The 16,291-nt window shown below is 61.3% G+C and carries 18 protein-coding genes; 6 read left to right on the top strand and 12 right to left on the bottom strand.

Annotated elements, in window-relative coordinates; genetic code table 11:
* Positions 1-175 precede the first annotated feature (175 nt).
* On the bottom strand, positions 176-1,636 hold the full coding sequence (locus tag PL597_RS10695; RefSeq protein WP_271365177.1) for a protein adenylyltransferase SelO: 1,461 nt from the start codon (positions 1,634-1,636) through the stop codon (positions 176-178).
* A gap of 168 nt (positions 1,637-1,804) precedes the next feature.
* On the opposite strand from PL597_RS10695, the gene PL597_RS10690 reads away from it, so the two are divergent.
* Positions 1,805-3,520 (top strand): glycoside hydrolase family 32 protein, encoded by a 1,716-nt coding sequence (locus PL597_RS10690; RefSeq protein WP_089153233.1) that lies wholly within the window; start codon positions 1,805-1,807, stop codon positions 3,518-3,520.
* A 68-nt stretch (positions 3,521-3,588) separates the two neighbouring features.
* Positions 3,589-3,762 carry a hypothetical protein gene (locus tag PL597_RS10685; protein WP_077982677.1) on the top strand — a complete coding sequence of 58 codons (174 nt, stop codon included), beginning with the start codon at positions 3,589-3,591 and terminating at the stop codon, positions 3,760-3,762.
* Between the two features lie 75 nt (positions 3,763-3,837).
* Here the strand turns inward: PL597_RS10685 and PL597_RS10680 are convergent, their stop codons facing one another.
* Positions 3,838-5,226 carry an MFS transporter gene (locus PL597_RS10680; RefSeq protein WP_173989587.1) on the bottom strand — a complete coding sequence of 463 codons (1,389 nt, stop codon included), beginning with the start codon at positions 5,224-5,226 and terminating at the stop codon, positions 3,838-3,840.
* A gap of 176 nt (positions 5,227-5,402) precedes the next feature.
* Between PL597_RS10680 and PL597_RS10675 the strand changes: the two genes are divergently transcribed.
* Entirely contained in the window at positions 5,403-5,651 is a 249-nt protein-coding gene (locus PL597_RS10675; protein ID WP_077982678.1) for a hypothetical protein, read from the top strand.
* Here the strand turns inward: PL597_RS10675 and PL597_RS10670 are convergent.
* From PL597_RS10670 to PL597_RS10640, 7 genes are all read right to left on the bottom strand, one after another.
* Positions 5,648-6,013, bottom strand: coding sequence for a type II toxin-antitoxin system RelE/ParE family toxin (locus PL597_RS10670; RefSeq protein ID WP_271365124.1), 366 nt, complete (start codon positions 6,011-6,013; stop codon positions 5,648-5,650). The genes PL597_RS10675 and PL597_RS10670 overlap by 4 nt on opposite strands.
* Positions 6,003-6,272 carry a ribbon-helix-helix domain-containing protein gene (locus tag PL597_RS10665; protein ID WP_077982680.1) on the bottom strand — a complete coding sequence of 90 codons (270 nt, stop codon included), beginning with the start codon at positions 6,270-6,272 and terminating at the stop codon, positions 6,003-6,005. Before PL597_RS10665 ends, PL597_RS10670 begins: the two co-directional genes overlap by 11 nt.
* Positions 6,273-6,341: 69 nt before the next feature.
* Positions 6,342-6,701, bottom strand: coding sequence for a type II toxin-antitoxin system PemK/MazF family toxin (locus PL597_RS10660; RefSeq protein WP_142912434.1), 360 nt, complete (start codon positions 6,699-6,701; stop codon positions 6,342-6,344).
* On the bottom strand, positions 6,701-6,967 hold the full coding sequence (locus PL597_RS10655) for an AbrB/MazE/SpoVT family DNA-binding domain-containing protein (protein WP_127758200.1): 267 nt from the start codon (positions 6,965-6,967) through the stop codon (positions 6,701-6,703). The genes PL597_RS10660 and PL597_RS10655 overlap by 1 nt, the downstream gene beginning before the upstream one ends.
* Positions 6,968-7,035: 68 nt before the next feature.
* A complete protein-coding gene (locus PL597_RS10650; RefSeq protein ID WP_271365123.1) occupies positions 7,036-7,236 on the bottom strand; it encodes a heavy-metal-associated domain-containing protein in 201 nt (66 codons plus the stop codon).
* A 53-nt stretch (positions 7,237-7,289) separates the two neighbouring features.
* Positions 7,290-7,712 carry a Cu(I)-responsive transcriptional regulator gene (gene cueR / locus PL597_RS10645; protein ID WP_006311241.1) on the bottom strand — a complete coding sequence of 141 codons (423 nt, stop codon included), beginning with the start codon at positions 7,710-7,712 and terminating at the stop codon, positions 7,290-7,292.
* Positions 7,709-10,291, bottom strand: coding sequence for a heavy metal translocating P-type ATPase (locus PL597_RS10640; protein ID WP_271365122.1), 2,583 nt, complete (start codon positions 10,289-10,291; stop codon positions 7,709-7,711). Before PL597_RS10640 ends, cueR begins: the two co-directional genes overlap by 4 nt.
* A 211-nt stretch (positions 10,292-10,502) precedes the next feature.
* On the opposite strand from PL597_RS10640, the gene PL597_RS10635 reads away from it, so the two are divergent.
* Together PL597_RS10635 and PL597_RS10630 are read left to right on the top strand one after the other, a co-directional pair.
* Complete coding sequence (locus tag PL597_RS10635) at positions 10,503-10,778, top strand: type II toxin-antitoxin system RelB/DinJ family antitoxin (RefSeq protein WP_077982683.1); 276 nt, start codon at positions 10,503-10,505, stop codon at positions 10,776-10,778.
* The gene (locus PL597_RS10630) at positions 10,775-11,110 is read left to right on the top strand and encodes a type II toxin-antitoxin system YafQ family toxin (protein ID WP_269835190.1); all 336 of its coding nucleotides are present in this window, start codon (positions 10,775-10,777) and stop codon (positions 11,108-11,110) included. Before PL597_RS10635 ends, PL597_RS10630 begins: the two co-directional genes overlap by 4 nt.
* 34 nt (positions 11,111-11,144) lie before the next feature.
* Here the strand turns inward: PL597_RS10630 and blaOXA are convergent, their stop codons facing one another.
* The gene (blaOXA, locus tag PL597_RS10625; RefSeq protein ID WP_077982685.1) at positions 11,145-11,969 is read right to left on the bottom strand and encodes a class D beta-lactamase; all 825 of its coding nucleotides are present in this window, start codon (positions 11,967-11,969) and stop codon (positions 11,145-11,147) included.
* 169 nt (positions 11,970-12,138) lie between these two features.
* The gene (locus tag PL597_RS10620; RefSeq protein ID WP_077982686.1) at positions 12,139-12,630 is read right to left on the bottom strand and encodes a YcgN family cysteine cluster protein; all 492 of its coding nucleotides are present in this window, start codon (positions 12,628-12,630) and stop codon (positions 12,139-12,141) included.
* Between the two features lie 253 nt (positions 12,631-12,883).
* Between PL597_RS10620 and PL597_RS10615 the strand changes: the two genes are divergently transcribed.
* Positions 12,884-15,076, top strand: a complete 2,193-nt coding sequence (locus tag PL597_RS10615; RefSeq protein ID WP_136903022.1) for a transglycosylase domain-containing protein — start codon at positions 12,884-12,886, stop codon at positions 15,074-15,076.
* 202 nt (positions 15,077-15,278) lie between these two features.
* On the opposite strand, the gene PL597_RS10610 is transcribed toward PL597_RS10615, so the two are convergent.
* Positions 15,279-16,178, bottom strand: coding sequence for a LysR family transcriptional regulator ArgP (locus PL597_RS10610; protein WP_271365120.1), 900 nt, complete (start codon positions 16,176-16,178; stop codon positions 15,279-15,281).
* Between the last annotated feature and the right edge of the window lie 113 nt (positions 16,179-16,291).

Below are 16,291 nucleotides of genomic sequence, written 5' to 3'. Positions count from 1 at the left end.
CGCCGGTTTCTTCTCCCCGCCGGGGAGAAGGTGGCCCGAAGGGTCGGATGAGGGGGCGACGCCAGCGATGGATCGCACCCTTGCCCCCTCATCCCGCTGCCGCGACCTTCTTCCCCCTCGGGGAGAAGGCGAAACAGGCACTCGCTCGCGCCGGCGTTGCGGATCAGCGCTACGCTTACGTCCCGCAAAAAGTCCTGAACACCCGTTCATGGCTCATCGGCGGCTGCATATAGACGAAGTTATCCGGCCGCTCCTCGAAAGGCGTGGCGATCGCTCTCAGCATGGCGTGGAAGGGCTCGAAATCATCCTCTTCCACCGCCGCCTCGATCAGTTCCTCGATCCGATGGTTGCGCGGGATGACGGCCGGATTGGCGGCCAGCATCGCCGCTGACCTTTCGGAATCGGAAATCCCCTCGCGACCGGCTCTTTCCCGCCAGCGCTCCAGAAATTCGTCCGCCCCCGCAATATCGACGAACATGCCGCGAAACGGCTCGGCGTCACCATTGGCCGCATGGGAAAGACGCCGGAAGGTCAGCGTATAATCCGCTTCCGATGCCTGCATCAGCGCCAGCAGCGCCTGCACCAGATCCATGTCGCCCTCTTCCTCCACCGTCAGGCCAAGCTTTCCGCGCATGCCGGCAAGCCAGCGTTGGGGAAAGGCCGCGGCGAAATCGGCGAGAACGGCATTGGCACGTTCGGCGGCTTTTTCCACCTGCGGATCGAGCAGCGGCAACAGGCATTCCGCCAGCCTGGCAATGTTCCATTGGGCGATGCCGGGCTGATTGTTGAAGGCATAACGGCCCTGCGCATCGATGGAGGAAAAGACCTTGTTGGGGTGATATTCATCGAGGAAAGCGCAGGGGCCGAAATCGATGGTTTCGCCGGAAAGCGCCATATTGTCGGTGTTCATGACGCCATGGATAAAGCCCACCATCATCCAGCGGGCGATGAGGTCGCATTGCCGTTGCGCAATGCCCTGCAGCAAGGCGAGATAGGGATTATCCGCCTGTTTCGCCTCGGGATAATGCCGATCGATGACGTAATCCGCGAGGTTTCTGACCGCTTCGTTGTCCTCGCGCGCGGCGAAGAACTGGAAGGTACCAACGCGGATATGGCTTGCCGCAACGCGGGTGAAGACGCCGCCCGGCAGGCCGACCTCACGCTGCACCCTCTCGCCGGAAAGGACAGCCGCCAGCGCCCGCGTGGCGGGAATGCCGAGCGCAAACATCGCCTCCGACACGATATATTCCCGCAGGACGGGGCCGAGCGCCGCGCGACCGTCGCCCCGGCGCGAAAACGGCGTCGGGCCGGAGCCTTTCAGCTGGATATCGCGGCGTTTTCCGTTCCTGTCGATCACTTCACCCAGCAGAATGGCGCGGCCATCGCCCAGCTGCGGCACGAAACCGCCGAACTGGTGGCCGGCATAGGCCATGGCCAGCGGCTCGGCCCCCTCCGGCACGACATTGCCGGAAAAGATCGCCGCCAGCCTTTCATCGTCAAGGCCGGCCACATCGAGAAGGAGTTCATCGGCCAGCTCGCGATTGAAGGCGATGAGACGCGGCGCCTTCACCGGCGTCGGCAACACGGCGGCGCTGAAGCGCTCCGGCAGGCGGGCATAGGAATTGTCGAATTTCATCACGGGTAAACTCCCTGCTTTGCCCCTATATGGGGCCGGAAGACGGCGGATGCGAGCGATAAATGCGACAGCTTCCGGATTGCTTCATTCAATTTTGCGCAATGAACTTTACTGCGCCATCATCGTTCCTATGCTTGATCCGCAGAATGCCGAAGGAAAGGAAAAGCAATGACCGTCGTTGAAGCCGCAGCCGAACCGGAAAGCGCCATCCGCACCATTCATACCGACTTGCCCGTCAACGCCACCTTCCATGTCTGGTTAAAAGCGAAAAAAGACGCCGAGCCGGGTGCCGTCTCCTTTTCCAATCAGAATGGAAAATTCGCTGAGGTTTCAAGCGTCAACACGGAAGAGTTCGGCTTTCGAATCTATCAGGTTTTCGGCGGCGGCCATGTGGAGATCAGTTACGATACGGTGACGACCGCCGTTTCCGTCATCTACTGGTTCACCGCGTCAGATGTGCTCGAAACCGGAATCACGGTCGTCCATACCAAGCCGGACAATGCCGCACCCGAACTTCCCGGCAGCTATCATTTCCGCCCACCCTTCGGATGGATGAACGACCCGAACGGTTTCGGTCGTTTCGAGGGGCGGCCGCATCTCTTCTATCAGCATTATTCGCATGGGCTGCGCTGGAACACCATGCATTGGGGCCACGCCGTCTCGTCGGATTATCTGCGCTGGCGGCACCTGCCTATTTTCCTTTTCCCTTCGGAAGATCTGACGACAAGACCTGACAAGCGGGGCGGCGCCTATTCCGGCTCCACCATTCCGCTGGTTGAAGGAACGGGCATCCGCGTCTTCTTCACCGAGCAGGTGCAGGACCGCATTCCCGAACAGCAGATTCAGCTCACCGCCACCTCCTCCGATCTCATCATGGCCGGGCAGGCCGAGGTCATTCTGGGCCACCGCCCGGACGGACAGGGGCTGACGCCGGATTTCCGTGACCCCTATGTTTTCCGCGGTCCCGATGGCTTATGGAAAATGGTGCTCGGCAGCCAGAGCGATGGCGGCGGCGTCATTCTGCTTTACGAGACGCAGGACCCCACCGCTGCATCGGGCTGGACCTATGTGGGCAAGCTGTGGGTGGAAACGCGATATAAAACCACGGCCATCGAATGCCCCTGCCTGCTGCCGCTCGATGGACCCGCCAATGCCCGCTCCACCCGCTGGGTGCTGGTCTATGGGCTGATGCATTCGGAGGACCCGGAGACCGGCCGCAAGAACCTCACCATGGCCGATGTCGGCTGGTTCGACGGCAAGGTCTTCACAAAGGAAACCGGGCAGGAGCTGGATTTCGGCACCGACAATTACGCCTTCCAGGCCTTTCTGGATGGCGACAGCATCATCGGCATCGGCTGGCTGGCCAACTGGGCGGATGCCAATCCGGAAATCGACTTCCCCACCTCCATGACCCTGCCGCGTCGGATTCATTATGTGAACGGCGAGCTTCTGACCCCGCCCATCGGTGCGGCGGAAAGCCTGCGCAGCCATATCCTTGACCGCACGCGGCTTGCCGCGGGCGAACGCGTCACCTTTATCAACGGGGCGGTGGAAATATTGTTCGAGCTTGCCTCGCCCGGCGCGCCCTTCGAACTGATGCTCGATCATCCGACGGTCACTCTGGGCGTCGTGTCGGATGAAACAGGGCTGTGGATCCGCCATGAGGACGGCCGTGACGGTGCCTCACCACATTATATCGCCAAGGGAGCCAAGGCATCCCGCATCCGCATCTTCCTCGATTACGGCTCCATCGAAGTCTTCGCCAATCGCGGCCGATATGTGGGCACCAAACGCATCGAAGGGTTCGAACCGGTGCGTTCGGCGCTATTGAAGGCCGCCCCCGGCGCAGTGGTGCATGCCACCAGCTGGGCGCTGAAACCCTGAGGAACCTTTTGGCGGATTGGGCGGTTGATAGACCGACAGCGCCCATTCCACGGATAAGGAGAAACGGCATGACCAAAATCCGCGACACCAGCGATCCGATCCTGTTTCCGACAGAAGCCAATGAAAACAAGGCCGAGAAAAAACGCGCCGGCAAGGGCATCGTGGTCATCATCGGCGCAATCGCGATCATGGCCTTCGTCGTTTACCTGGCGGCGATCACCATCGCCGCCACCCAGTCCTGACGGCGGCGGAAGAGCCGCCTTTCGCTTTGCCGCATTTCGGACGGAAAACCGGATCCCACTTTTTCTGAAAGTGCTTCAGCGCCTTTCGCCCCGCAATCCGCTGGCGGTCATGATCGCCAGCACCGATACGATAACACCCAGCCCATAGAGATAAACCATCGGCATCGTCACATCCGCCCGCTCGATCTGCCCCACCAGATCGGTGGCGGCGGCGACGGTGCCGCTGGCGCCCGCACCGGCGGCGGCGCCCAGCGTCGCGACAGTTGGCAAGAGCGCACCCGTCATCTTGCGCTCCTCCTCAGGAGCTGCCTCCATGGCGGCCTGACTGATGCCGGCCCAGGACATGCCGAAAGCCGATCCTATCAGGATTTGCCCGACGAGCATTTCTCCCCAGTTGCCGGTCGCCAGCCCGAGCCCCAGCAGCGCACAGCCCGGCACCATCTGGTAGGGACCGTAATGCAGGCAAATCTCCCGCAGACGGGCAGAACGCAGGCTGCCGATCAGCATTGCCACAAAGCTCCAGGCAAGCGGCATCGTCACCACGATGAAACCGGCAAAGGTCGGCTCATGCCGCCAGAGATTGATGGCGACATAAGCGAGATAGACGCTGCCCAGCGCATGGGCATAGGACATCAGGAACAGCACCCAGAAACCGCTGCCGAGCACCGTCTTCAGCCGGAACGAATTCTTCGGGAAAAGCCCGATCGAGGGCCGGATGCCCGCCCGCAGAGAGGCCCACAGCAGCGCTGCCCCCGCCAGCAGGGAGAGCGCCCGCAGGCTCGCATCCTCGAAGGCGGAAGGGGCGGAAAAGGCCAATGCGCCGACGAGGCAGAGAACCAGCGGCACAAGCGGTCTGCGCGTCGCCGCCACCGGCCGCTCAGCGGAAACGGCAATCGCGGTATAGGCCAGAAGCAGCAGGATCAGCGGCGCCGACAGCAGGAAGGTGGCGCGCCAGGAAATATGCTCGGTGGCGAAACCGCCGGTCAGCGGACCGATGAAGGAGGCGACCGCCCAGATCGCCGCTTCGATCGCGAAGACCTTCGGCAACAGTCCGGAGCGGAAACCGGCGGGAATGAGGCTGTAACACACGGCCACGATCAGCCCGTCGGCCAGTCCCTGCAAGGCTCTGCCAATAACGACCCACAAAAAGTCGCCGGCGATTGCCGAAAGGACCGAACCGAAGGAAAATATCAGGCAGCAGAGAAGCAGGACGGCGCGCGCGCCGAAACGTTCGCGGAACAGCACGGCGGTGACACCGCCTGCGACGGAACCGACGAAATAAAGACTATAGGCCCAGCTATAGAAAGCAGCGCCGCCGATTTCGTTGACGGCCACGGGCAAGGCCGTCACCACCGCGAACTGGTTGAAAGCGTGCAGGCCGATACCTGAGGAGATGACGGTCAGAAGCGAGAGGTTAGCCCCGCTCAGCAATTCGCCCCAGCCATTTTTCTCCACCATTTCCATACTCGACAAAGCCGTATCCTTTCCATTTTTTCGGGCACGGCGGGCAAACTAGAACCTCAAGCACCATTGAGGTCAAGACGACTTTTTCACGTCATTTGTTTTGAAGGTATCCCGCACGGCAGGAACCCTCCGCGCGCCCGCTCGTTTGCCGAAGGACCGACAGAAAGGACACCGTCATGGACCGCAAGAAAATCCTGCCCCTTAACGAAGACGCCATGGACGAGGATTTGCTCGATCTCGACATCGACTCCCTGCCCGCCAAGGGAGAGATTCCGCAATCCATCGAACAGGAAATCGAGGAAGAAGAGGCGGAGACCGAGGACGACCCCTATCAGGAAAGCGACGAGGCCCTGCCCGACGATGCCGAGGAACGGGTGATCAACCGCAACCCTTCGCGGGAAGGCGGAGCTTTCGACGAGGTTTAGGGAAGATTCAGGGCGCGACGGGACGAAAGGCGCGTGAGCATATGGTGTAGATGATCCTGACCGCCGAAAAAGACTGCAAGAATACGCACGATCTTTTCGCCCTCATCGACATCGAAATAAAAGACAGCCTGATTTTTCGTTACCCGGCGAAGGCCGGGTAATATTTCGGGCAACAATGTCCCCTGAAAAGGCGCTTTGTGAAGCGCTTCCATGTCCGCTTCAATCGACCCCACGCGTCGCGCGGCGCGCGTGAAAGCCGCTGGCAAGGCATCGCCGAGGTCGAGATAGGACTGGATAAGATGATCGAGAATGAGGTCGAGGTCCTGATCCGTCTGCGTCGAACGCAGGACCTTAAAGGCCATGGCTGGCCTTCCGGGCTGCTATCATCGCTGCCGTTCTTTGCTTGCCGTCTTCCACGGAGACGAAGTCACCCTGCCCTCGCTCAACCAGCAAATCACGAAGCGCGGCAAGTTCGGCGTCCCGCAGCTCCGTTTCCTGCCGAAGCAGTTCCAGCCCACGCTGCACGACGGCACTGAGGCTGGCATAACGCCCTTCCTCCACCAGCCTGCGGGCGAAGCTATCCTGTTGATCGGAGATGGAAACTGACGCCTTGACGGACACTGTGGCACTCCCGGTTCAAAAGAGCTACTACTCAGTAGCATATTTCGCCCATTGTTCCAATGGGTGTTCTCAGGCGGGATCGATCATGCTGATGACACGACCGGCGATTTCGTCGATCGTCGCATCGTCAAGGGTTTCGATATATTTCGCTTTCTTCTGGGCGGCACGGGCAACAATGTCCATGCTTCTCACCTGGTTGCATAGGGCGACACCGGTTGTCTTATGGCCCGATATGTTCACGGCAAGCCCCGCCCTGCGCGTGAATAGCCCGCCCGTGGTCACGGGAACGACAAGGCACAGTCCAACCGCGTTGATTTCTCTGGGCGTGATGACGATACAACGATGTTCGTCCCTGATTTCGCTGCCGATCACAGGATTGAGGTCGACCAGATAAACGTCGCCACGTTTTGGAACCTGACTGCGGACCATCAAAGAGCTTCTTTGCCGACTGGCGGCGCTTCGTCCCATTCCCGCGCGCCGGCATTGAGAGCGGCGACTTCATCCGCCCCCTCCAGCAATTCGGCAAGCGTGAAGCGTTTCTTTTCCTGCCGAACAGGGCTTGCGACCAGCGCGCCGTTATCGACCTCCAGCGTCAATTGCTCACCGATTTCCAGTCCCAGCATTTTCAAAAGAGCGGGCGGGATGGTCATCACCGCCGCACCGCCCTGACGTCTTATTCTCGTCGTTACGGTCATCAGTCTGCGCTCCATTTTGTGCAATATATGTAGCACATTTTCAAGCCTGCGCAAACGGAGGTCGTGCCTCAACCCGCCCGTTCCGGCGAATAACCGGCTTCGCGGATCGCCGCTTCCGCGGTTGCGCCGTCGCCCGCCACGGTCAGCTTGTGGGCATCGAGGTCGATGCTGACGGATGCGCCGGGAAGAGCCTCCGTCAGAGCGCCGCGCAGCGTCTTTTCGCAATGGCCGCAGGTCATGTCCGGAATGAGGAAGGTGGTTGCACTCATGGTTTTCTCCTTCTGGCCGGTAGCGATATTGTCGCGCCGGTTGTCATTAAAGTTCAGTGAGTTCTGGCTGGCTTGCCGTCTGTCTTGTCGGCACCCGCGAGATCATCGAGGATGGGGCAATCGGGCCGGTGGTCGCCGCCGCAGCAATGGGCGAGATGAGAGAGCGTCTTCACCATGCTCTTCATCTCGGCGATCTTCTGCTCGAGATCGGCGATGTGGACGAGCGCAATCTCCTTCACCGCCGAACTCTCACGACTTTTGTCCTGCCAGAGTTTCAGCAGCGTCTCGGTTTCTTCCAGCGAGAAACCGAGCGTGCGCGCCCGCTTGATGAAGCGCAGATTGTGCACGTCCTGCTCGCCATAGACCCGGTAATTATTGCCGGTGCGGGCGGCCGGCGTGATGAGGCCGATCTGCTCGTAATAACGGATCATCTTGGCGGAAACGCCCGATGCTTCCGATGCCTGCCCGATATTCATGACGTCACCTCCCGATGGACCACCTTCGCCCGTTTCAATCTCAGCGCATTGGCGAGAACGAAGACGCTGGAGAGCGCCATCGCACCCGCGCCGATCATCGGCGACAGGGTGATGCCGAAGGCCGGATAGAGCACGCCCGCCGCAACCGGTATCAGCGCCACGTTATAACCGAAGGCCCAGAACAGGTTTTCCTCGATGTTGCGCATGGTCGCCCGGCTCATCTCGATGGCGTTGACTGCGCCCAGAAGATCGCCGCCAACCAGCACCACATCGGCGCTTTCGATGGCGACATCCGTGCCCGTGCCGACGGCAATGCCGATATCGGCTTCGGCGAGCGCCGGCGCATCGTTAATGCCGTCCCCCACGAAGGCCAGCACCTTGCCGCCTGCCCGCATCTCATGGATCGCCTTCACCTTGCCCTCGGGCAGTACTTCCGCCACCACGCGGGAAATGCCGACCTGCCGGGCTATGGCGTTTGCCGTGCGTTCATTATCGCCCGTCACCATCGCCACTTCTATGCCCATCGCCTGCAATGCTTTGATCGCAGCGATACTCGAGGGTTTCAGCGGATCGGCGACGGCAATCGCAGCCGCCAGCCTGTTGTCAATGGCGGCATAAAGCGGCGTCTTGCCTTCATCTCCCAGCCTTGCGGCGACCTCAGCGAAAATATCGACGGAATGGCCGAGTTTGGCCATGTAACGATCCGCACCGACTTCCAGCCTACGGCCATTGACGGTGGCGGCGATGCCGTAGCCCGTCACACTCTCGAAGTTTTCGACGGTTGTGGGTTCGAGTCCTGCCGGGGTCGTCACATTCTTTTCTTCCGCAGCCCGGACGATGGCTTCGGCAATCGGATGTTCCGAGCGGTCCTCGACGGCGGCGACCAGCCTCAGCACCTCGTTGTCGGCAAATCCTTCGGCAACCACAAGATCGGTCAGTTCCGGGCGGCCCTTGGTGACAGTGCCGGTCTTGTCGACCACGACGATTTCAGCCGAACGTAGCTCCTGCAACGCCTGCCCCTTGCGGAACAGCACGCCCAGCTCCGCCGCCCGTCCGGTGCCGACCATGATGGATGTCGGCGTGGCGAGACCCATGGCGCAGGGGCAGGCGATGATGAGCACCGCGACCGCATTGACCAGCGCGAATGTATAGGCGGGTTCGGGGCCGAAGATCGCCCAGACGATGAAGGTCAGAACAGCGATTGCTATGACAACGGGCACGAAAAGCGCGGTGACGCGGTCCACCAACAGCTGGATCGGCAGCTTGGATCCTTGCGCCTCCTCCACCATGCGGATGATCTGCGACAGCATGGTATCCGCGCCCACCTTGGTCGCCTTGAACTTGAAAGCACCTGTTTTGTTTATAGTGCCTCCGACAACCGTTGCACCGATCTTCTTTTCCACCGGCACGGGTTCGCCCGATATCATGGACTCATCGACATAGGACGAGCCTTCGACGACTTCGCCATCCACCGCCAGCCTCTCGCCGGGACGGATGACGACGATATCGCCCATCACCAGATCGTCAGGGGAAATATCGATGGTGGCGCCGTCGCGCTCTACGCGGGCAGTCTTCGCCTGCAGGCTCATCAGCTTGCGGATGGCGTCTCCCGTGCGGCCGCTGGCGCGGGCTTCGAGAAGCCGTCCGGTCAGGATCAGCGTCACGATGACGGTTGCCGCTTCATAATAGACGAACTGCGCCTCCGCCGGCAGCAGATCGGGCGCGAAAGTCGCCACGACGGAATAGGCGTAAGCCGCCGTGACGCCCAGCGCCACAAGCGAATTCATTTCCGGCGCACCGCGCAGCAGGGCCGGAAAACCGGTCTTGAGAAAGCGCAGGCCCGGCCCGAAGATCACCGCCGTCGCCAACACGAAATAGATGTAATAGAGGTTCTGCGTCTCGATGATGCCCATCAGCCAGTGATGCAGCGGCTCATAGAGATGGCCGCCCATTTCCAGCACGAAAAGCGGCGCGGTCAGGATCGCGGCAATCGTCAGGTCGCGTTTCAGCGCGCCCTCTTCGCCCGCATGCTGCATATGGTCGTGGCCGCCAGTCTCGCCCGCCGCCATCTGACCGTGGCCCTGATGATGTCCGTGGTGCTGGCCGTGACCTTGATGGGCGGAATTGTCGCGCGGTCCCGGCGTCTTCAGCGCAAAACCGGCGAGCTTTGCCGTTTCCACCAGCGTATCCCGTTCACGTCGGCCGCCAATCGTTTCCACGGAGGCCTTGCCGGAGGCCGCATCGACCTTGACGACGATTGTGGTGGCGACCGCTTCCAGAACGGCCTTCAGCCGCCCGGCCTCAGCCTCGCCCCGCAAGCCTTCCACCGCGAATTCGTGACGCTCCGGCGCGATGTCGTAACCGATCTTCTTGATGGCGGCATCAAGCGTTCTGGCCGAAAAACCTTCGGCCGGCTCGACGGTGAGCTTCTTCGTGGCGAAGTTCACGGAACTCGACATGACACCCGGCACCTTGGCCGCGGCCGTTTCCACCCGACGCACGCAGGAAGCGCAGGTCATGCCCTCCACGGGAATGGAAACCGGTTCATGTCGATGGGCGTGTTTGACTGTCTCGTTCATGGGAAATCCCCTTTCGAGACCCTATGTAGAGATTCCCATGATGGGAAGGTCAAGGGAAGCGGAAACTTTTTGTCGAACACACAATCGTGAGTGCGGCCGGGCTTGTTGTCGTCGCCCGCGCGGCAAAGGAGAATACGAAGGGGCAGCAATACACTCGTTGAATTTGATGCTCATTTGAGCTACATACAGCTTTTTATAAAAGGAGGTCGGCATGACCGCAAATGCTTATGTGAGAGCGCGCATTGATCAGGCGCTCAAGGATGACGCGACTGCCGTGCTCGACAGTCTGGGGCTGACTGTTTCCGATGTCATGCGAATGATGCTGACGCGCATTGCCCGAGAAAAAGCACTGCCGATAGAACTGACGCAACCGAACGCTGAAACGCTCGCCGCGATTGAAGAAGCGCGCGCCATCGCGGCTGCCAGGCGCAATCGTTTCGGCACGGCGGAAGCCCTGTTCGACGCCCTTGATGGTAACAAACGGTGACGGATGAAAAAGGTCACGGAAAAGACGCGGCATCGAAACGAACGGTGCTGCCGCGTAGTTCGGATTTCACCAGGCAATTTATCAAGGACTGGCAACGGCTGAACAATTCCGGGCGCTATGACATGGTGAAACTGAAGGAGATCATGCTCCTTCTCATCGCCGGCGAAGCGCCATTACCGGCGCAGTTTCGTGACCATGAACTGACCGGAGAATGGCACGATCATCGCGAATGCCATGTCGGCGGGGACTTTCTGTTGATCTATAAACTTGATGAGAAGCAGAACCTTCTCATCTTCACCCGCGCAGGAACGCACGCCGAGCTTTTCAGGTAAACGCGCAATCCGAAAGATATTGAGGTCGATCTCGCTATCGGTGCACGGCCAGCCGGGGAATATCGCGCAGGAAGGCATCGCGCACGGCGGGGCCGAGTGGCTCGTTTGACGGTTTGTCGGAAACGCGCAGTCTCGCAAAGACGATGTGCTGGCCTTCGCGCTCCGCCCAGCCGACGAACCAGCCGAAGGGACGGTTGCGGTCGGGATTGCCCTTTTCGTCGCGCATGTAGCCGGTTCCGGTCTTGCCGTGCACGGCCCAGCTTTCCGGCCCATCGAAGACCGGCACGATTGCCCTGGTCTTCGCCTGCGCATCGCGCGAAACCGGCAGATTGCCGGCCAGAAGGCGGCGCAGGAAGCCGACCTGTTCCACCGGCGAGACCGTCAGCGACGATCCGAGCCAGGAATGGGTCAGGCCGTTATTCTTGCCCGGCTCACCGGAAACATCGGCATTGCCGTAACCGAGACGCTTCACATAGGCGGCGAATTTTTCCGGACCGAGACGGCGGGTGATCTCACGCGAATACCACAGGACCGAATCCTGTTCCCATATGGAGGGATCGACCGTCTTGCGGTCGGAGGCGCGCGCCTCCGTGCCGGGTTTCCAGTCCCAGGCGGGCGTCTTTTCATCCTGAAGGATGCCGGCGTCGTAACCGATCAGCGCCAGCGGCACCTTGAAGGTGGAGGCCGGCGCCACGCGCTGGTCGCAGGCGCCCTGCTGGTTGATGATGGCACCGGTCTCGATGGACGTGACCAGCGTGCATTCGAAGGCCTGTGGCTGTTGCTGGGCGTCAGCGGAAAACGGCAGGAGCCCCGGAAGGGCAAGGCATGAAAGAACGATGGCGGGCAGCCGGTAGCGCATGCGTTTCGATGTCCCTCGTCCGCTTCTGCGGATCATTTGCCGGAATGGCCGGAAGCTGTCTTTGTTTTCAGACAAGTCGTACCCCGAAACCGTGACACGCTTTCGGATGACATGCCTTTAGGAGACGGATGGGGCAGGAATAGGACCAAACAAAAATTGACGTTTTCCGTCAGGTCCGTTCCTTTTCGCCCGCCCTCTCGCCGACCGTCTCACCCACTGTCAGGGGCCAGTCGACCACATAATCCTCGAAGTCGTCAACATCCACATCGGCCTCGCTGACGGTGCGGCCGCGGGCGGAAATGCCGGCCTGATGCACCGTTTGCGTATCGCCGGAGACGAGATAATGCCACCAGTAGAGATCCTTGCCGTCGCGCACCAGCGCATAGGCACAGGTTGGCGGCAGCCAGCCGATCTCATGCACCTTCTTCAGGTCGAGCTGAATACAGTCCGGCACCGTGGCGCGGCGGTTTTCGTAATCGGAGCATCGACAGCTCTCGCCGTCGAGCAGCACGCAGCGGACCGAGGTGAACACGACTTCGCCGGTGTCCCAGTCTTCCAGCTTGTTCAGACAGCACAGGCCGCAGCCGTCGCACAGGCTTTCCCATTCCTCGCCGGTCATCTCCGTGAGTGATTTGGTTTTCCAGAACGGCGCGTCATTCATCGTTAACATTTCCGTTTCATTTTGATCTCTTGGACGGGAGTGTTTAACCGGTCCCTAATCCTTTATATCGTATCGCCAAGGGCTGGTTTGTACGATATTTTAGCATATTGGCAGGCGGCTGGGGGTCATTGGCCCGCGAAAGGCCGCCGCGTCAAGCACTTCCGACACAACCATGCCACGGTTTTGCGTCGGGAATGGGTTGAAGCGCAGAATATCGATGATCGCGTTGCGTTGAACAGGAAAACATCGCCAGGTGCAGGAAGAAAAAAACGAAAAAAAAGGCCGTAAAAAACGGCACATCCTGCTCCGGATCGATAGCTTCATCGACTCCGGCCTGTGGACGGCTGCGGCAAGGCTGGTGGATTTCTGGGAAGACGTCACCATCGCCTCGCGCAAGCTGCATGTGCGGGGCTGGAAGAAGCTTCTCGTCAACCTGACCTGCGACGCACTGACGTTCGGAACGGCGGGGTCCGTCGTGCTTCTGGCGCTCGCCATGCCGGCCTTCGAGGAAACCAAGAAGGACTGGCGGTATCGCGGCGACTTCGCCGTCACCTTCCTAGACCGTTACGGCAACACCATCGGCCACCGCGGCATCATCCACGAGGATTCCGTTCCGATCGACCAGATGCCGGATCATTTCATCAAGGCGGTTCTGGCGACCGAGGACCGGCGTTTCTTCGACCATTTCGGCATCGATTTCATCGGCCTTGCCCGCGCCATGAGCGAAAACGCCCGCGCCGGCGGCGTGGTGCAGGGCGGCTCGACGCTGACGCAGCAGCTTGCCAAGAACCTGTTCCTGACCAATGAGCGCTCGCTGGAGCGCAAGATCAAGGAAGCCTTCCTCGCGCTGTGGCTCGAGACCAACATGTCGAAGAAGGAAATCCTCAGCCTTTATCTCGACCGCGCCTATATGGGCGGCGGCACCTTTGGTGCTGCTGCGGCGGCGCAGTTTTATTTCGGCAAGAATCTTACCGACGTGACGCTCGCCGAATCCGCCATTCTGGCTGGCCTGTTCAAGGCCCCGGCCAAATATGCGCCGCATGTCAACCTGCCCGCCGCCCGTGCCCGCGCCAACACCGTGCTTTCCAACCTGGTGCAGAGCGGGTTGATGACCGAGGGGCAGGTGATCGGCGCGCGGCGCAACCCGGCCACCGTCATCGACCGCGCCGATGTGAAGGCGCCTGATTATTTCCTCGACTGGGCCTTTGACGAGGTGCAGCGGCTGGCCGCCGAAGGCAAGTTCAGGGACCACACCGTGGTCGTGCGCACCACAATCGATACCGGCCTGCAGCAGGCGGCCGAACAGGCGATGGAAATGGGCCTGCGCGAATTCGGCGAAGGTTACCGCGTCAAGCAGGGCGCGATGGTGATGATCGAGAACGGCGGCGGCGTGCGCGCCATGGTCGGCGGGCGCGACTATGGCGAAAGCCAGTTCAACCGCGCCACGGCGGCGCTGCGCCAGCCGGGCTCCTCCTTCAAGGTCTACACCTACTCGGCCGCCATGGAAAAGGGCATGAAGCCGGAGACGCTGATCTCCGACGCGCCGGTGACCTGGCGCGGCTGGTCGCCGCAGAATTACGGCCGCTCCTATGCCGGCAAGGTGACGCTGCAGATGGCGCTCGCCAAATCCTACAACACCGTGCCCGTGCGTCTTGCCAAGGACGTGCTCGGCACGCAGGTGATCGTCGATACCGCCAAGGCCATGGGTGTCGCCACGCCGCTGCGCAGCGACAAGACGATTCCGCTCGGGACATCGGAAGTCACGGTGCTCGATCAGGCCACCGCCTATGCCGTTTTCCCTGCCGACGGCATGCAGTCGCGCCGCCACGGCATCGAGCAGGTGCTGGATTACGAGGGCAATGTCCTCTACGATTTCAGCCACAACGAAGCGCCCGCCAAACGGGTGCTTTCCGAAGACGCGAATTCGAAGATGAACCAGATGCTGGTGACCATTCCGGTCATGGGCACGGCCCGGCGCGGCGCGCTGGATAACGGCATCGTTTCCGGCGGCAAGACCGGCACCTCGCAGGCCTATCGCGATGCCTGGTATGTGGGTTTCACCGGCAATTACACCACGGCCGTCTGGTTCGGGAACGACGATTTCACGCCGATGAACAATATGACGGGAGGCGCGCTTCCGGCCATGACTTTCAAGCGGCTGATGGACTATGCCCATCAGGGCATGGAGCTGCGCCCCATTCCCGGCATCCAGAACCCGTTGCCGACAGGTGCGCGCCCGCAACCTTCGGCGCAAGTGGCGGCCGCAGCCGCCAGCACCCCCGCTTTGCCGGCCCTCACCCGCCCACGCTCGCTCTCGGCCGAGGCAACGCGTGTGATCCGCTCCATCGCCAGGAAGATGAAGGACGCTTCGGCCTTGAGTGTGACGACGCAGAAGGTGGCGGATGCGTCGTTGCGCGAGGGCAAGGAGGATGCGGCACGGCGGTGAGGTTCACCCCCCTCTGCCCTGCCGGGCATCTCCCCCTCAAGGGGGGAGATCGGCAGGAGGCGCTACCGCCACTTCATTCGTAAACGTTGAGATGGGCGAGACCTATCCGCGCGTCGATCCCCCCCTTGAGGGGGAGATGCCCGGCAGGGCAGAGGGGGGTAAAGCCATGCACTCCATCGCCACCGCTTCTCCAAACCGCAACTTATCGCAACAACACTCCCCTCGCCGTCTCCACCACATGCAACGTCAACACCCCCAGCCGCTCCGCCGCGAGCCGGTTGACCTGCCAGTAAAGCGGAATATCGAGCGGCGTGCCGGGAACGACCTCCACCAGCCTGCCCGTCTTGAGGTGATCCCCCACAAGCTGCACCGGATTGAGCCCCCAGCCCATGCCGGAAAGGCTCGCCTTCACGAAACCGTCCGTCGAAGGCAGCCAGTGGGTGGGATAGGCGATTTCCTCGCCCAGCACCTTCCTGACCCAACTCGCCTGCAGCCTGTCCTTCTGGTTGAAGGTGAGCCCGGGCGCGCGGGCAAGGGCGGCGGGCGTAACACCTCCGGCGAAATGGCGGGCCATGAAATCCGGGCTGGCGGTGGCATGATAGCGCAACACGCCGAGCGGCGTTACCCGGCAGCCCTGCACGGGCTTGGCATGGGCCGTGACAGCGGCGAGCACCCTGCCGCCGCGCAGCCATTCCACCGTGTGGTCCTGATCGTCCACCGCGATATTGACGAGATAATCGCTGCCGCCGGTGAATTTCGAAACCGCATCCAGAAACCATGTGCCGAGGCTGTCGGCGTTTGTGGCGATGTTGAGCGTCACGCGCTCCTGCGCTGCGCCGGCTTCCGCCAGCACCGGAAGCTGTCGGAACAATTCGCTTTCCAGCATGCCGACATGATCCATGTGACGGCAGAGCCATTCGCCCTTTTCCGTTGCCACGCAGGGGTTGCCGCGCACGATCAGCACCACGCCCAGCCGCTCCTCCAGTTGCTTGATGCGCTGGGAGACGGCCGATGGCGTGACGCACAGCACCTGCGCCGCCTTTTCGAAACTGCCGGTCTGGGCCACGAGCGCCACGGCCCGCATGGAGGGATAGTCGAGCATTACGGCACCTCATGCGGGGTTTGGAGGTGGCGTGATGGCCTTGGAAGCCATAGGCGACGGCCTCTCCTTCCCTCATTCTTGTTCCGGGGAACAGGAATGACGGTGGAGAGATG

This window comes from Agrobacterium sp. ST15.13.013 (assembly GCF_027956525.1).
GTDB classification, from domain to species: Bacteria; Pseudomonadota; Alphaproteobacteria; order Rhizobiales; family Rhizobiaceae; genus Agrobacterium; species Agrobacterium salinitolerans.
This window is presented reverse-complemented; position numbering and strand designations above follow the sequence as displayed.

Excerpts from the sequence above, each read along its gene's own strand:
- PL597_RS10675 (WP_077982678.1), top strand. The coding sequence starts at position 5,403 with ATGGACCGCAAGAAAATCCTGCCCCTTAACGAAGACGCCATGGACGAG.
- cueR (WP_006311241.1), bottom strand. The coding sequence starts at position 7,712 with ATGAATATCGGGCAGGCATCGGAAGCATCGGGCGTTTCCGCCAAGATG.
- PL597_RS10640 (WP_271365122.1), bottom strand. The coding sequence starts at position 10,291 with ATGAACGAGACAGTCAAACACGCCCATCGACATGAACCGGTTTCCATT.
- PL597_RS10660 (WP_142912434.1), bottom strand. The coding sequence starts at position 6,701 with ATGGTCCGCAGTCAGGTTCCAAAACGTGGCGACGTTTATCTGGTCGAC.
- PL597_RS10695 (WP_271365177.1), bottom strand. The coding sequence starts at position 1,636 with ATGAAATTCGACAATTCCTATGCCCGCCTGCCGGAGCGCTTCAGCGCC.
- PL597_RS10635 (WP_077982683.1), top strand. The coding sequence starts at position 10,503 with ATGACCGCAAATGCTTATGTGAGAGCGCGCATTGATCAGGCGCTCAAG.
- PL597_RS10680 (WP_173989587.1), bottom strand. The coding sequence starts at position 5,226 with ATGGAAATGGTGGAGAAAAATGGCTGGGGCGAATTGCTGAGCGGGGCT.
- blaOXA (WP_077982685.1), bottom strand. The coding sequence starts at position 11,969 with ATGCGCTACCGGCTGCCCGCCATCGTTCTTTCATGCCTTGCCCTTCCG.
- PL597_RS10670 (WP_271365124.1), bottom strand. The coding sequence starts at position 6,013 with ATGGCCTTTAAGGTCCTGCGTTCGACGCAGACGGATCAGGACCTCGAC.
- PL597_RS10650 (WP_271365123.1), bottom strand. The coding sequence starts at position 7,236 with ATGAGTGCAACCACCTTCCTCATTCCGGACATGACCTGCGGCCATTGC.
- PL597_RS10620 (WP_077982686.1), bottom strand. The coding sequence starts at position 12,630 with ATGAATGACGCGCCGTTCTGGAAAACCAAATCACTCACGGAGATGACC.
- PL597_RS10610 (WP_271365120.1), bottom strand. The coding sequence starts at position 16,178 with ATGCTCGACTATCCCTCCATGCGGGCCGTGGCGCTCGTGGCCCAGACC.
- PL597_RS10655 (WP_127758200.1), bottom strand. The coding sequence starts at position 6,967 with ATGACCGTAACGACGAGAATAAGACGTCAGGGCGGTGCGGCGGTGATG.
- PL597_RS10690 (WP_089153233.1), top strand. The coding sequence starts at position 1,805 with ATGACCGTCGTTGAAGCCGCAGCCGAACCGGAAAGCGCCATCCGCACC.
- PL597_RS10685 (WP_077982677.1), top strand. The coding sequence starts at position 3,589 with ATGACCAAAATCCGCGACACCAGCGATCCGATCCTGTTTCCGACAGAA.